Genomic DNA, 12,625 nt, shown 5'->3' on the forward strand with positions numbered 1-12,625 from the left:
AACGGGGCAGCGCCATGCATCTGCTTGCACGTGAGGTCCGCACGCTGGATGACGGCGCGCAGGCGGAAGACCTGGGGCATGCCCCGGCTGATATCGTGTTCCTGTCCTTTTCGGACAGTGACCTGCTGTGCCTGAGCGCCGCCCACGCGGCACAGGACGCGCCTGCCGCGACCCTGCGCATGGCCACGCTGTCGCGCCTGCTGCATCCCATGTCCATCGACCTGTACGTGGCCGATACGATCATGGACTCGCGCTGCGTGGTGGTCCGGCTGCTCGGCGGCGTGGAATACTGGCGCTACGGGGCGGAAGAGCTGTCGCGCGCGTGCCGGCAGGGGGGCATTCCACTGGCCTTCGTGGCGGGGGACGGGCGCGATGACCCCCGCCTTGCCGCCCTGTCCACCATGCCGGAACGCATGCGCGCCCGCCTTGACGCGCTGCTGCGCACGGGGGGCACGGCCAATATGGAAGCCGCCCTGCGGCTTATGGCGCATCTGGCAGGTCGCTGTGCGGATGACGGCACCGCTCCCGTTCCCCTGCCACCCGCCGATGTGCTGCATGAAGCCGACCCGGCGCTGCCGCTGCGCGCCATGGTGGTGTTCTACCGCGCGCACCTGCTGGCCGGTGACATCGCACCCGTTACGCAGCTGGCAGCGCAACTGGCGCGCCACGGCATGGGGGCGGACCTTGTCTATGTCACATCGCTCAAGAACCCTGACTCCGCCCGGGTGGTGGCCGCACGGCTGACGGCCTGCCCGCCGGACGTCATCATAAACGCCACCTTCTTTTCCGCCCGCGCAGGGAATGACAGCCGTTCCCCGCTGGATCTCGCGGGCGTGCCGGTACTGCAGGTGCAGCAGCCGGGCATTCCCCATACCGTATGGCGCGACAGCGTGCGCGGCCTGTCGCAGGCCGACCTGGCCATGCAGGTGGTGCTGCCTGAACTGGATGGCCGCATTCCCGCCTGCCCCATTTCCTTCAAGGAAGAAACCACCCCCGGCCTGCCCGCGCGCCATGAACCCTATCCCGATGGCATCACCCTGACCTGCGCACGCGCGGTCGGATGGGCGCGGCTGGGGCATGAAGCGCCCGCCGCGCGACGGGTGGGGATCATCCTGTCCGATTATCCCGGCGCGCAGGGTGCCCCCACGGGACAGGCGGCGCATGCCGTGGGGCTGGACAGTTTCGCAAGCCTTGAACACATCCTGCGCCTGCTGCGCGACGCCGGTTACGATACGGGTGATGCGTCCCTGCCCACGGCGGATGCACTGGCCCACATGCTGGCGCGGGCACCGGCGCGACCCTTCGTTTCCGTCACCACCTACCGCCAGTGGCTGGGCGCACTACCCGCCACATTGCGCGACGCACTGGCCGCCTGCTGGGGCGCGCCGGAAGAGGATCCGGCAGTAACCGATGGCCGGTTCTGCCTGCGTCATGTCCATCTTGGCCATATCCTGATGGCATTGCAGCCCGATCGCGGGGCCACGACCGACCGGCATGCGGGCTATCATGATCCCGACACGCCACCACGCCATGCCTATGTCGCGTTCTACCTGTGGCTGCGCCATGAACGGCAACTGGACGCCATGGTGCATCTGGGCACGCATGGCACGCTGGAATGGCTGCCAGGCAAGGCCGCGGCCCCGTCGGCCACGTGCTGGCCATCGGTGCTGGTTGGCGGCATGCCGGTCATTTACCCCTTCATCGTCAACAACCCTGGCGAGGCCGCCGCAGCCCGGCGCAGGCTGGGGGCGGTCACCATCGGGCACATGACGCCGCCCATCGTGCCTGCTGGTTCAGCGGGGGCCGATACGGGCGACCTTGAACGGCTGATTGATGAATATGCCGCCGCTGACGGACTGGACCGCAGGCGGGGCGCGATCCTGCGCGGGGACATCCTGCAACGCGCCGACAGCCTTGGCCTGCTGAATGAAACCGGCCTGACCCGCACCGATGACGAGGACGAAGCCCTTGCCCGGCTTGATGCCTATCTGTGTGACGTAAAGGACCTGCAGATCCGCGACGGACTGCACGTATTCGGCAATCCGCCGCCGCGCGCGACCGAACTGGCGCAGGCCATCGCACGGTCATGCGGCGGGGTGGCGACGGACGACATCACCACCCGCCTGCTGGCCTGCGGCCCTGCGGAAAGCGCGGCGCTGCTGGCGGCGCTGGACGGACGGTTCGTCCCGGCGGGGCCGGCGGGCGCGCCCACGCGGGGCCGGGCCGACGTACTGCCGACGGGGCGCAACCTGTACGCCATGGACCCGCGCGCCATTCCCACCCGGTCCGCCATGGTGCTGGCGCAGCGCACGGCGGAAGTGCTGCTGGAAGGGCACCTGCAGGATCAGGGCGAGCCGCTGTGCAGTCTGGTCATTGACCTGTGGGGATCGGCCAGCCTGCGCACGGGGGGCGAGGACCTTGCCCTTGCGCTGCTGCTGATGGGGGTGCGCCCGGTATGGGATGACGCATCAGGACGGGTCACGGGGATCGAGGTCATCCCGATGGCGGAACTCGACCGTCCGCGCGTGGATGTGACGCTGCGCCTGTCGGGCCTGTTCCGTGACGCTTTTCCGGGGCAGATCGCCCTGTTTGAACAGGCGGTGCAGGCCGTGGCCGCACGTGGTTTCGAGGCCCCCGGCCTCAACCCGCTGGCGGCACAGGCGGCGGGGCTGGACGGGGCGACGCTGCAGGCCGCGACCGCACGCATGTTTGGCGCGGCGCCCGGCAGTTACGGCACGGGGATGGAAGACCCGCTGGCGCGTGGCACATGGTCAACGCGTGACGATCTGGGACAGGCATGGCTGGATGGGTCGGCATGGACCTATGGCGGCAACCGCGAGGGACAGCGCCAGCCCGACGCGCTGGCCGCGCGCATGGCGGGGGCGGCGGTCGTGCTGCATGTGCAGGACAGTGCCGAAACCGACATTCTGGAAAGCGCGGACATGGCCACCCATGAAGGCGGCATGGCCGCGGCGGCCAGCATGCTGGGCAATACGCCGCGCCTGCTGCATGGCGATACCTCCCGCCCCGATGCGCCGCGCCTGCGGGCCACGGCGCAGGAAGTGGCCCGGATCACGCGCGGACGGCTGACCAACCCGGCGTGGCTGGCGGGCATGCGCCGCCATGGCTACCGGGGCGCTGCGGACATCGCACGCGGGGTAGAGGCCCTGCATGGTTTCGCCGCAACCATGCCTGCGCGTTTCGACCGGCAGTTTGACCTGACCTTCCACGCCGTGCTGGACGACCCGGACATGGATGCCTTCCTGCGCCACGCCAATCCCGACGCGCATGCCGCCATACGCCGCCTGCTGGCCGATGCGCTGCGCCGCGACCTGTGGCGGCCGCGCAGCAATTCCGCGGCCATGCTGCTGGATGATACACGGCCATGACCACGCCACCCGCCATACGCGGCTGGTGTCCCGGCCTGCACACTCCCATGGAAGCCGCCGATGGCTGGCTGGCCCGCGTGCGCCCGCCACTGGGCCGCCTGTCCGGGACACAGGCGCGACAGATCGCCCGCGCCGCCACCATGCATGGCAATGGCCTGATCGAACTGACCAGCCGGGGCAACCTGCAACTGCGTGGCCTGACGCCACACAGCGCCCGCGCCTTTGCCCGCGACATGCACGCGGCAGGACTGGCCAGCAGCGATGCCGCGACCGAGGCACGGCGCAGCCTGCTGCTGTCGCCACTGGCCGGGATCGACCCGGATGCGGCACCCGATGCGCTACAGGTGATCCGGGCGCTGGATGCCGCCCTTGCCGGTGCCGATACGCTGTGTGGGCTGCCCGCCAAATTCGTGGTGGGCGTGGAATGTGGAGGATATATCCCCGCAGGGACGCTGCGCGCGGATATTGTCGCCCGCGCCACGAATGGCGGGTGGCTGGTGGTCTGTGGTGATCGCGCGCTGGCCTGCGCTGGACATGACGTTCCACCCGTTGCTGTCGCGCTGGCGCATGCGCTGGCGGCAGCATCCCCCGCCGCACGGCCCCTGCGTGATCCCATGCTGGGCCGGGTCGCCTTTGCCCGCATCGGGCGACAGAATACTATGGCCGCCCCACCCGCGACCCGGCACAGCCCCCGGCCTGCAGGACCCCTGCCCGGTCACGCCATGGGCGCCGTGCTGCCGCCCGGTCCCGTTACCGCCCGCATGTTCGAAGACATTGCGCAATGGTGCGATGACCACGGAAATGGCCATATGCGCGTGGCCCCGTGGCGCGCGATCGTGCTGGAACAGTGCGCGGTGCCCCCCGCCCTGCCCGGCCTGATCACGCACGCGGATGACCCACGCCTGCGCATATGGGCGTGCATCGGCACACGTGGCTGCGCGTGTGCTGCGCGCGACGTGATTGCGGACGCGCAGGTACTGGCCCCCGACCTGCCGCCGGGTGTCAGCCTGCATGTATCAGGCTGCGCCAAGGGATGCGCCCACCCCGCTCCTGCCGACATCACGCTGGTGGCGGGACCGGACGGGTATGGCCTATGCCCGCATGGCCGGGCGGACAATACGCCTGTGGACATCGGGCTTTCACTGGCACAGATACATCCGATCGTGCGGGGCTGGTCCCGGCACCCCACCAATCCCACCCCACGCAACGGGAGAACTGAACCGGCATGACCCCGCAGACGGAACCGTACGACTATATTCATGACGGGGCGGCGATTTATGCCCGTTCCTTTGCCATCATCCGCGCCGAAGCCGACCTGAGCGGGCTGACCAAGGCCGAAGCCCGCGTGGTCGTGCGCATCATCCACGCCTGCGGCATGGTGGATGTGGTGAAATCCATCCGCATGTCCCCCGATTTCGTAAGCAGTGCGCGCGCAGCCCTGCTGGCGGGCCGGCCCATCCTGTGTGATGCGAACATGGTCGCCCATGGCGTGACCCGCGCGCGCCTGCCTGCCGACAACGCGGTCATCTGCACACTGCGCGACCCGCGCACGCCCGTGATTGCAAAGGAAATCGGCAATACCCGCTCGGCCGCGGCGATGGACCTGTGGGGCGACCGGCTGGATGGCGCGGTGGTGGCCATCGGCAACGCGCCGACCGCGCTGTTCCACCTGCTGGAAATGATTCGCGCGGGCGCACCCCGGCCGGCGGCGGTCATTGGCATGCCGGTCGGTTTTGTCGGGGCGGCGGAATCCAAGGACGCGCTGGCGGAATTTGGCGACCTGCCGTTCATTATCGTGCGCGGACGTCTGGGGGGCAGCGCCATGGCGGCGGCCACCGTCAACGCGCTGGCGAGTGAAGCGGAATGAACGCCAGCGCCGCGACAGGCCGCCTGTCCATCCTTGGCATGGGGCCGGGTGATCCGGAACTGATGACCCTGAAGGCCGCGCGCATGCTGCGCGAAAGCCCGGTGGTGGCATGGTTCTGCCGTCATGACCGGCCCGGTCATGCCCGCCAGATCGCTGGCGACATGCTGCCCGCACAGGCCGAGACCCTGCGCTTCGCCTATCCCTTCACCACGGAAATCCCGGTCAGCGACCCGGCCTATCTGGTGCGCATGGCGGCATTTTACGATGACTGCGCCGGACAGATCGCAACCCGCCTGCAGAACGGACAGGACGTGGCCCTGCTGTGTGAAGGGGACCCGTTCCTGTTCGGGTCGGCCATGTATGTGTTCGACCGCCTGCAGGACCGTTTTGCCTGCACCGTGGTGCCCGGCATTACCGCCATGGCGGGATGCTGGTCGGCCGCGCGGCAGCCGATGGTGCATGGGGATGACGTGCTGTGCGTCATTCCCGGCACGCTGGATGAAGCGGCGCTGACCGCAGCACTGGAACGCGCGGATGCCGCCGTCATCATGAAGCTGGGCCGCAACCTTGAAAAGGTGCGGACCGCGCTGCGCCATGCGGGGCGCGAGGACCGCGCGATCTATGTCGAACGCGCGACCCAGCCGCAGCAGCGCTGGATGAGGCTTGCGGACATGACGGGACCGGCCCCCTATTTCTCCATCATCCTTGTCCCCGGGCGGGAGGACGCGCGATGACGCAGGCGGCAGGGCGCATCTTCATCGTGGGGCTTGGCCCCGGCGCGCCGGAACAGCAGACCCCGCAGGCCGGTCATGCACTGGCGCAGGCAACCGACCTGATCGGCTACGCACCCTATGTCGCCCGGGTCAAATCCGGGCCGGAGGTCGTGCGCCACGCATCCGACAACCGCGTGGAACTGGACCGCGCGCGCCATGCCATTGAACTTGCACTGGCGGGCCGGACCGTGGCGGTCGTATCCGGCGGGGATGCAGGCGTATTCGGCATGGCCAGCGCCGTGTTCGAAGCCATCGATCACGGCCCCGCCGCATGGCGGGGGGTGGATGTCACGGTCATACCCGGCGTCTCAGCCGTGCTGGCCGCAGCCGCCCGGCTGGGTGCGCCGCTGGGGGGGGATTTCTGTGTCATTTCCCTGTCGGACAACCTCAAGCCGCGCGAGGTGGTGCACCGCAGGCTGGCCGCCGCCGCGGGCGCGGGGCTGGTCATTGCGCTGTACAATCCACGTTCAAAGGCCCGGCCCGACCAGCTGGGCGAAGCGCTGGACCTGCTGCGCACCATTTTGCCCGGCGATGTGCCGGTCGCCTTCGCCCGCGCCATAGGCCGCCCGGATGAACGCGTGATCCTGACCGATATCGCCCATGCCGACCCCGAACAGGTGGACATGAGCACGCTGGTGCTGATCGGCTGCCCGCTGACCCATGTGATTGACCGCGCGGATGGCGGGAAATGGCTCTATACCTCCCGCCGGGTGGATGAGACGTGCGCATAAAGGCACTCCAGCCATGCCATGGCGCCCCCCGCATCGGCCACGGTGGGGGCCGGGGCCACAGGCGGGCGATCGACCATGATGACCGGCAGGCCCAGTACGCGCGCGGCCTCCAGCTTGGCAGATGTTGCCGTGCCGCCGGAATTCTTGGTGATGATCACATCAATGCGTTCAGTGCGCAGCAGCGCATCCTCGGCCGCGACATCAAAGGGACCACGCGCCTGCAGCACCCGCGCGCCGGGCGGCAGCAGGGCTGCATCGGGCCGGTCCACGCTGCGCAGCAGCCAGTCATGCGCCCCCGCATGATGGAAGGGCAGCAGGTCCTTGCGCCCCACCGTCAGCAGCACGCGGCGCGGCGTGGCGCCCAGTGCGCGGGCAGCGGCCTGCATGTCGCCCACCCGTATCCAGCGGTCCCCCGCCACCGGCGTCCAGCCGGGACGTTCCACGCGCAGCAGCGCGACACCCGCCTGCGCACAGGCCTGTACGGCATTGGCGCTCATGCGCACGGCAAAGGGGTGGGTCGCGTCAATGACCGCCTCGATCCGGTGCGCCACCAGCCACTCCCGCAGGCCGTCCACCCCGCCAAACCCGCCGATCCTGACCGCAAGCCGTGGCAGGACGGGCGCGCGCGTGGCCCCGGCGAGGGAGACCGTGACATCAAACCGTGCGGCCGCCTGTTCCAGAAGGCCATACAGCGCGCGGGCCTCCGTCGTGCCACCCAGAACCAGAACCCGCATCTTTTCCCCCCTGCCTGCAACGGGGCCTGCGCATGACCACCCCATGGCTGCATGTTATCGGCATTGGCGAGGAAGGTGTCGAGGGCCTGCCCCCGGCCCTGCGCACCCTGATCGCGGGCGCGGACCTGGTGGTGGGTGGCGCGCGCCACCTGGCCCTTGCGGCGACGGTGACAACCGGGCGCACGCTGGCCTGGCCGCACCCCTTTGTCGATGGCGTTGCCCGGTTGCTGGCCCATCGCGGGCAGGCCGTGTGCGTGCTGGCATCTGGTGATCCGTTCCTGTTCGGAGTGGGCAGCACGCTGTGCCGCCACGTGCCGATGGGTGAAATGCGGTGTTATCCCGCGCCGTCTTCCGTAGCACTGGCATGCAACCTGCTGGGCTGGGCGGAACAGGATGTGAATGTCCTGTCCCTGTGCGGTCGCCCGATGGAGGCCGTGGCCCCTGCCCTGCAGCCCGGTGCGCGGCTCGTGGTGCTGTCGGCGGATGAAGAAACGCCTGCGCGGTTCGCGCGCTGGCTGCACGAACGCGGCTTTGGTCCGTCCACCATGCATGTGCTGGGCGCGCTGGGCGGGGCGGGACAGACGCACCACACCGCAACAGTTGCGGACATGGCGGCGGATGCGCCCCGCCCGCCCCGGCTGAACCTGATGGCGCTGGATATCGTGGCGACACGTGATGCGCTGGTCATCCCGCTGGCCTGCGGGCTACCTGATGAGATGTTTGCCCATGACGGGCAGATCACCAAGCGCGAGATCCGGGCAGCAACCCTGTCTGCCCTTGCCCCGCGACGGGGCGAAGTGCTGTGGGACATTGGCGGCGGATCGGGGTCGATCAGCATTGAATGGATGCTGCGCCACCCGGCCAACCGGGCTGTCGCCATTGAAAAATCGGCTGACCGCCGTGCCCGCATCGCCCGTAACGCCCTGAACCTTGGCGTGCCCGCGCTGCATATCGTAGCGGGGGAAGCGCCTGCAATCCTGCCCACACTTGCGGCCGATGGCCTGCCACCACCTGATGCCATTTTCATTGGTGGCGGCATAAGCAGTCCCGGCATGCTGGACGCGGCATGGCGCGCGCTGCGGCCAGGCGGGCGGCTGGTCGCCAATGCCGTCACACTGGAAAGCGAGGCAGCGATCATGGCCGCCCATGCCCGCCGGGGCGGCACGCTGACGCGCATGCAGGTGGAACGGCTGGAGGCCATCGGGCGCTTCCACGGATTCCGCCCCGGCATGACCGTGACCAGCTACGCCGTCACCCGCGCGCAGGACGCATCCGCATGATCGTCGCGGGACTTGGCCTGCGCAGCGGGTGCGCGGCGGGGGCGATCCTTGACCTGCTGCAGGCGGCCCACGAACGCTGTGGCAGGCAGGCGGACCTTGTGGCCGTGCCCGCCTTCCGCTACCGCGAGGCCGGGCTGCAGGCGGCACTCGCCCGGCTGGGCCTGACGCTGTGCGCGGTGACGCCGGATGAACTGGCCGCGGCACAGCCGCGCTGCCTGACCCGATCTGCCCGCGCGCAGGCTGCACTGGGTGTCGCGTCGGTGGCGGAAGGCTGCGCGCTGGCGGCGGCGGGGCCGTACTCACGACTGATCGTGCCGCGCCTGACCGGCACCCACGCAACATGTGCCATGGCACAGGGAGAGGATGCATGACCGTACACTTCATTGGCGCAGGTCCGGGCGCTGCCGACCTGCTGACCCTGCGTGGGCGCGACCTGCTGGCGGCATGCCCGGTCTGCCTGTACGCGGGTTCCATCGTACCGGCCGAAATGCTGGAACACTGCCCGCCAGATGCGCGGCTGGTGGATACTGCCCCGCTGACGCTGGACCTGATCGAGCAGGAATATCTGAAGGCCCATGCGGCGGGACAGGATGTGGCGCGCCTGCATTCAGGTGATCTGTCTGTCTATAGCGCGGTAGCCGAACAGATCCGCCGTCTGGACCGCCATGGCATTCCGTGGACCATGACACCGGGCGTGCCAGCCTTTGCTGCTGCCGCTTCCGTTCTGGGGCGGGAACTGACGGTGCCCGAAGTGGCGCAGAGCGTGGTGCTGACGCGTGTCAGCGGGCGGGCATCGGCCATGCCGGACCGTGAAAAACTGGTCGCTTTCGGCGCGACGGGCGCAACGCTTGCAATCCATCTGGCCATTCATGTGCTGGACCGGATCGTGGCCGACCTGACGCCGCTTTATGGTGCGGACTGTCCCGTGGCCATTGTGGCGCGGGCGACATGGCCTGACCAACTGGTGCTGCGCGGCACGTTGGGGGATATCTGTGCGAAGCTGTCGGAAAATCCCATCGAGCGCACGGCACTGGTGCTGGTGGGCCGGGCGCTGGGCACGCACAATTTCAGGGAAAGCGCGTTGTACAACGCCGATTATCATCGCCGCTTCCGGTCCTGAACGACAGCGCCAGAAAGTATCGAGACCAAAAGATAAAAAATTTTGGGTGCCGCCTTCTTCAAAAGGCGGCGTTCCCTGAAACTTTTTTGGGGAAATTTTACCAAAAACTTTTATCCAGAAGTAGTAATCATCCATCTTTTGCCGTTTTGGTAAATAAAACCGGATATGATGATACCGCGTTTCAGCCCCTGACCGGATGCGGGCCATGCCGGGCAACCAGCGTGCCCGCGCGGTCGAACAGCAGCACATCCAGCACGCAGTCATTGCCAGCCAGCACATCGGCCGCCGCCTGCCACGCCCCGTGCGCAACAGCCGGACCAAGGGGATACCCGGCCCCGGCCGCCAGCGCGAAGGCGGCGGCGACGGAATGGCTCCGTGCAATGTCCTCCACCAGCGGATCAGGTCCCCCCATCCCCTGCGCAAGCGCCGCCAGCCGCGTCATGTCCGCCTGTCCACGGCGGGAATGCAGATCAAGAAAACCCTGCGCCAGCTTGGTCATCTTGGCCACGCCGCCACCAATGGTCACACGCCCCACCGGATGACGGCGCAGGTATTTCAGCAGGCCACCGGCAAAATCCCCCATTTCCAGCATGGCTTCTTCCGGCAGGTCGTACAGCGCCCGCGTGGCCCGTTCCGACACATCGCCCGTGCAGCCCGCCACATGCGGCAGGCCCAGCGCGCGCGCCACGTCCACGCCGCGATGGATGCTGTCGATCCACGCGGCACAGGAAAACGGCACGACAATGCCCGTCGTGCCCAGAATGGACAGACCGCCCACGATTCCGAGACGGCCATTGAGCGTATGACGCGCCATGTCCTGCCCACCCGCGACGGACACCGTGACCACAACATCCGGTTCCCGCCCCGCCACGTCACGCAGGGCGGTCCGGATCATGCGGCGGGGCACCGGGTTGATGGCGGGCTCGCCCGGCGGGACGGGCAGGCCGGGCAGGGTCACGGTGCCCACGCCTTCGCCCGCACGAAACACCACGCCACTTCCCGGTGGCCCACGACGCACGTCCACACGCACATGCGCGCCGTGTGTCACATCCGGGTCGTCGCCTGCGTCCTTCACAACCTCCGCCCATGCGCCATCACCATCATGCCCGTGGGCCGCCAGCGCGAACGCCACATGCTGCCCGCCAGGCAGGATAATGGTCACAGGGTCGGGAAACGCTCCCCCGCACAAGCCACACCATGCGGCACGGGCGGCGGCGGTGGCGCAGCTGCCAGTGGTCCATCCCCGGCGCAGGCTGGTATGGGTACGCTCCATCTGGGTGGTCTTCTTTCCCTGCAGGGGTAAAAGGTGACTTGGCTCAACACGGTCTAGCAGGAACGGATACGATGACACGAGGGCTGATGATAGCCGCGCCCCGATCTGGTGGCGGCAAGACCACGCTGACGCTGGCCCTGCTGGCCGCCCTGCGCCGCAGGGGTATTGCCGTGCGCGGGGCCAAGACCGGGCCGGACTATATCGACCCTGCGTTCCATGAAGCGCTGACCGGGCTGTCCAGCCTCAACCTGGACAGCTGGGCCATGCCGCCCGCGCTGCTGGATGATGTCATGTCGCAGGCGTGTTCAGGCTGCGACATGCTGGTGACCGAAGCCTCCATGGGTCTGTTTGACGGACTGATGGAGCCACGCGGCGCGCGGGGCGCGCCTGCGGATATCGCCGCACGCTTTGGCCTGCCGGTCGTGCTGGTGCTGGATATTTCCGGGCAGGGGCAGTCAGCGGCGGCCACCGCGCTGGGTTTTGCAACGCTTGATCCCTCCGTCCGGATCGCGGGGGTCATCCTGAACCGCGTGGGGTCCCCCCGTCATGCCGCCATGGCGACACGGGCCATTACCGCCACGGGCATACCGGTACTGGGCGCATTCGGGCGTGATACGCAACTGCAGATGCCCGAACGCCATCTGGGACTGGTACAGGCGCGGGAGCATGGCGGGCTGGATGCACTGGCCGAACGTCTGGCCACGCAGGCCGAACGAGACCTTGACCTTGACGCCATACTTGCCTGCGCCATGCCACAGTCCCCTGCCGCTGCGACTGACGCCATTGCCATCGCTCCACCGGGGCAGCGGATCGCGGTGGCGAATGACGCGGCCTTTTCCTTCCTGTACGCACACGTGGCGGCAGGCTGGCGCAGGGCGGGGGCAGAACTGCATTTTTTCTCCCCGCTGAATGACGAAGGCCCGGCGGACGGATGCGATGCCTGCTGGCTGCCTGGCGGCTATCCCGAACTGCATGCCGGGCGGCTGGCGGCAGCGGACCATTTCCGCCATGCGCTGGCATGCTTCGCGCAGACCCGGCCGGTGCATGGGGAATGCGGGGGATTCATGGTGCTGGGTGAAAGCCTGACGGACAAGGCAGGGGAAACCCACCGCATGACCGGGCTGCTGGGGCATGCCACATCATTTGCGCGGCGACGGATGAACCTGGGCTATCGCACGGCGCAACTGCGCCACGACTGTGCCATTGGCCGGGCGGGGACGGTCCTGCGCGGGCATGAATTCCATTACGCCACCGTGACAGATCCGGGTAATGACACGACACTGGCGGACATGCACGACGGATACGGCGAACCACGTGGCACGGGCGGGGGCCGGCGCGGGCTGGTATCGGGCACGTTCTTCCATATCCTGTCCACGCTGCCCGCATTGCACGACGGGGCTACATGCACACCCGGCATACCCGCATCCGCCACGGCGCAGGTATCGGAACAAACATGAT

At 68.4% G+C, this 12,625-nt stretch carries 11 protein-coding genes; 9 read left to right on the forward strand and 2 right to left on the reverse strand.

Annotation, left to right across the window (positions count from 1 at the left end; genetic code table 11):
• Window positions 1–14 precede the first annotated feature (14 nt).
• From cobN to cobJ, 5 genes are read left to right on the forward strand one after another with little or no spacing between them, the layout of a single operon-like run.
• Window positions 15–3,389, forward strand: coding sequence for a cobaltochelatase subunit CobN (gene cobN / locus HNO79_RS02340; protein ID WP_214165389.1), 3,375 nt, complete (start codon window positions 15–17; stop codon window positions 3,387–3,389).
• Window positions 3,386–4,618 carry a precorrin-3B synthase gene (gene cobG, locus HNO79_RS02345; RefSeq protein ID WP_214165390.1) on the forward strand — a complete coding sequence of 411 codons (1,233 nt, stop codon included), beginning with the start codon at window positions 3,386–3,388 and terminating at the stop codon, window positions 4,616–4,618. Before cobN ends, cobG begins: the two co-directional genes overlap by 4 nt.
• A complete protein-coding gene (locus tag HNO79_RS02350) occupies window positions 4,615–5,256 on the forward strand; it encodes a precorrin-8X methylmutase (RefSeq protein WP_039733046.1) in 642 nt (213 codons plus the stop codon). The genes cobG and HNO79_RS02350 overlap by 4 nt, the downstream gene beginning before the upstream one ends.
• Complete coding sequence (locus tag HNO79_RS02355) at window positions 5,253–5,990, forward strand: precorrin-2 C(20)-methyltransferase (RefSeq protein WP_214165391.1); 738 nt, start codon at window positions 5,253–5,255, stop codon at window positions 5,988–5,990. Before HNO79_RS02350 ends, HNO79_RS02355 begins: the two co-directional genes overlap by 4 nt.
• Window positions 5,987–6,760, forward strand: a complete 774-nt coding sequence (cobJ, locus tag HNO79_RS02360) for a precorrin-3B C(17)-methyltransferase (protein WP_214165392.1) — start codon at window positions 5,987–5,989, stop codon at window positions 6,758–6,760. The genes HNO79_RS02355 and cobJ overlap by 4 nt, the downstream gene beginning before the upstream one ends.
• On the opposite strand, the gene HNO79_RS02365 is transcribed toward cobJ, so the two are convergent.
• Window positions 6,724–7,494: a cobalt-precorrin-6A reductase gene (locus HNO79_RS02365; RefSeq protein ID WP_214165393.1), complete on the reverse strand. Its 771-nt coding sequence runs from the start codon at window positions 7,492–7,494 to the stop codon at window positions 6,724–6,726. The genes cobJ and HNO79_RS02365 overlap by 37 nt on opposite strands.
• 32 nt (window positions 7,495–7,526) lie before the next feature.
• On the opposite strand from HNO79_RS02365, the gene cbiE reads away from it, so the two are divergent.
• Genes cbiE through cobM form a run of 3 tightly spaced genes read left to right on the forward strand, consistent with a single transcriptional unit; the run spans window position 7,527 to window position 9,894 of the window.
• Window positions 7,527–8,774 carry a precorrin-6y C5,15-methyltransferase (decarboxylating) subunit CbiE gene (cbiE, locus tag HNO79_RS02370; protein ID WP_214165394.1) on the forward strand — a complete coding sequence of 416 codons (1,248 nt, stop codon included), beginning with the start codon at window positions 7,527–7,529 and terminating at the stop codon, window positions 8,772–8,774.
• The gene (locus tag HNO79_RS02375) at window positions 8,771–9,145 is read left to right on the forward strand and encodes a cobalamin biosynthesis protein (RefSeq protein WP_010514216.1); all 375 of its coding nucleotides are present in this window, start codon (window positions 8,771–8,773) and stop codon (window positions 9,143–9,145) included. Before cbiE ends, HNO79_RS02375 begins: the two co-directional genes overlap by 4 nt.
• Complete coding sequence (gene cobM, locus HNO79_RS02380) at window positions 9,142–9,894, forward strand: precorrin-4 C(11)-methyltransferase (protein WP_048856867.1); 753 nt, start codon at window positions 9,142–9,144, stop codon at window positions 9,892–9,894. The genes HNO79_RS02375 and cobM overlap by 4 nt, the downstream gene beginning before the upstream one ends.
• Window positions 9,895–10,075: 181 nt before the next feature.
• Here the strand turns inward: cobM and HNO79_RS02385 are convergent, their stop codons facing one another.
• Window positions 10,076–11,167, reverse strand: coding sequence for a cobalt-precorrin-5B (C(1))-methyltransferase (locus tag HNO79_RS02385; RefSeq protein ID WP_214165395.1), 1,092 nt, complete (start codon window positions 11,165–11,167; stop codon window positions 10,076–10,078).
• Between the two features lie 71 nt (window positions 11,168–11,238).
• On the opposite strand from HNO79_RS02385, the gene HNO79_RS02390 reads away from it, so the two are divergent.
• Window positions 11,239–12,624 carry a cobyrinate a,c-diamide synthase gene (locus tag HNO79_RS02390; RefSeq protein ID WP_244987399.1) on the forward strand — a complete coding sequence of 462 codons (1,386 nt, stop codon included), beginning with the start codon at window positions 11,239–11,241 and terminating at the stop codon, window positions 12,622–12,624.
• The last annotated feature ends 1 nt before the right edge of the window (window position 12,625 follow it).

Source organism: Komagataeibacter oboediens (assembly GCF_018491655.1).
Classification (GTDB): domain Bacteria; phylum Pseudomonadota; class Alphaproteobacteria; order Acetobacterales; family Acetobacteraceae; genus Komagataeibacter; species Komagataeibacter oboediens.

Coding starts and splice junctions, on each gene's coding strand:
- HNO79_RS02385 (WP_214165395.1), bottom strand. CDS start 11,167: ATGGAGCGTACCCATACCAGCCTGCGCCGGGGATGGACCACTGGCAGC.
- cobN (WP_214165389.1), top strand. CDS start 15: ATGCATCTGCTTGCACGTGAGGTCCGCACGCTGGATGACGGCGCGCAG.
- cobM (WP_048856867.1), top strand. CDS start 9,142: ATGACCGTACACTTCATTGGCGCAGGTCCGGGCGCTGCCGACCTGCTG.
- cobG (WP_214165390.1), top strand. CDS start 3,386: ATGACCACGCCACCCGCCATACGCGGCTGGTGTCCCGGCCTGCACACT.
- cobJ (WP_214165392.1), top strand. CDS start 5,987: ATGACGCAGGCGGCAGGGCGCATCTTCATCGTGGGGCTTGGCCCCGGC.
- HNO79_RS02350 (WP_039733046.1), top strand. CDS start 4,615: ATGACCCCGCAGACGGAACCGTACGACTATATTCATGACGGGGCGGCG.
- HNO79_RS02390 (WP_244987399.1), top strand. CDS start 11,239: ATGACACGAGGGCTGATGATAGCCGCGCCCCGATCTGGTGGCGGCAAG.
- HNO79_RS02365 (WP_214165393.1), bottom strand. CDS start 7,494: ATGCGGGTTCTGGTTCTGGGTGGCACGACGGAGGCCCGCGCGCTGTAT.
- cbiE (WP_214165394.1), top strand. CDS start 7,527: ATGACCACCCCATGGCTGCATGTTATCGGCATTGGCGAGGAAGGTGTC.
- HNO79_RS02375 (WP_010514216.1), top strand. CDS start 8,771: ATGATCGTCGCGGGACTTGGCCTGCGCAGCGGGTGCGCGGCGGGGGCG.
- HNO79_RS02355 (WP_214165391.1), top strand. CDS start 5,253: ATGAACGCCAGCGCCGCGACAGGCCGCCTGTCCATCCTTGGCATGGGG.